The sequence below is a fragment of the Psychrobacter sp. SHUES1 genome, from assembly GCF_001652315.1.
Classification (GTDB): domain Bacteria; phylum Pseudomonadota; class Gammaproteobacteria; order Pseudomonadales; family Moraxellaceae; genus Psychrobacter; species Psychrobacter faecalis.
The window spans coordinates 1-1,263 of sequence record NZ_LXWA01000006.1; the positions used below are offsets into that span (position 1 = coordinate 1).

Sequence of the window (1,263 nt, forward strand, 5' to 3'; positions counted from 1 at the left end):
ATTGACATACTCCCACCACTTTCGCCAAGCTCAAGTGGGGAATTCTAAAAGCAAACGCTCTTAGGCGACTTTCTCACGAATGTCACAAGTTTTCTGTTTCAACGGGCGACCTTTACCGCATCCTCCCTCCGCAGACAACACGGCATGTCCTGCCGCAAGAATATTTTTAGCTGCATTCACATCAGCATTTGCTTTATGCCCGCATTTGACGCACTCAAATTTAGCTTGAGTGCGTCTATTTTCCTTGGCGATATGCTTGCACTCAAAGCAGGTTTGGCTGGTATATTGCGGATTGACTTTGACAAGTAATCCGCCTGTCCAATGCTGCTTGTACTCAATCATATCGACCATCATACCCCAACCTTGATCTAAGATAGACTTGTTCAATCCTGACTTAGCTTTGACGTTGCGCCCATGCTGAGTAGCAGAGCCACTAGCAGATTTCGACATATTGGCTACTTTTAAGTCCTCACAAGCAATCATGGCGTGGTTTTTGCTGATTGTGGTGGTGATTTTATGCAAGTAGTCATGGCGGATATTGGCAATATGATGGTGTAATTTTTGAATCTTACGGTTCTGCTTTTTCCAGTTTTGACTGAATAAGACTTTTCTACTTAATTGGCGCTGTAATGCGGCCAGTTTAATTTGATTGGCTTTAAAGCTGTTTTTGGGTTTGATGTGCTGACCGTCTGAGGTAGTAATCAGTTTAGTGACACCTAAATCAATACCTATGGCGCTTGTAGAGGGGTGAATTGGGTTTTGATCCAGTTCTCGCTCACACCCAAAAGACACGTACCAGTGCCCTAATTTCTTGCTAATAGTGATGTTTTTAATGGTGCCGATGATGTCTTGCGATTTTCTAAACTTCACAAAGCCAATACCGCTAGGTAGTTTGATGCGGTTGCCTTCAATACGGCAATACTTATCAAACTGAACAAGCCTGATTGAGTCGCAGCCATCGGATTTACGTTTAAATCTTGGCATCAGTTGTCGTAGTTGAATCTCTGTGCCATCGCTTAGCTTAAAGAACTTGGGTTTTCGGAGCTTCTTTTTATTTTCTTTGAGCCTGGCATGAACTTTAGGATCAAAAAAACGTGACCAAGCAGAGGCGAGATCACGTACTTTTTGTTGTAAGGACACGGCATTGGCATGGGTTCTTAAGAAGTCAAAATCAGGATTGTTCTTTAGATCCATGATTTTATTAACCAAGTTGGTGGCATTAATAAATTCATTTTTGGCAAACATCTCAAATGAGATCGCTAG

The 1,263-nt window shown here is 42.3% G+C and carries 1 protein-coding gene; it reads right to left on the reverse strand.

The window, feature by feature from the left end:
• Positions 1-60 precede the first annotated feature (60 nt).
• Positions 61-1,263 (reverse strand): RNA-guided endonuclease InsQ/TnpB family protein (locus A7325_RS00050; RefSeq protein WP_068403502.1); only part of this gene is annotated, 1,203 nt, incomplete at its 5' end.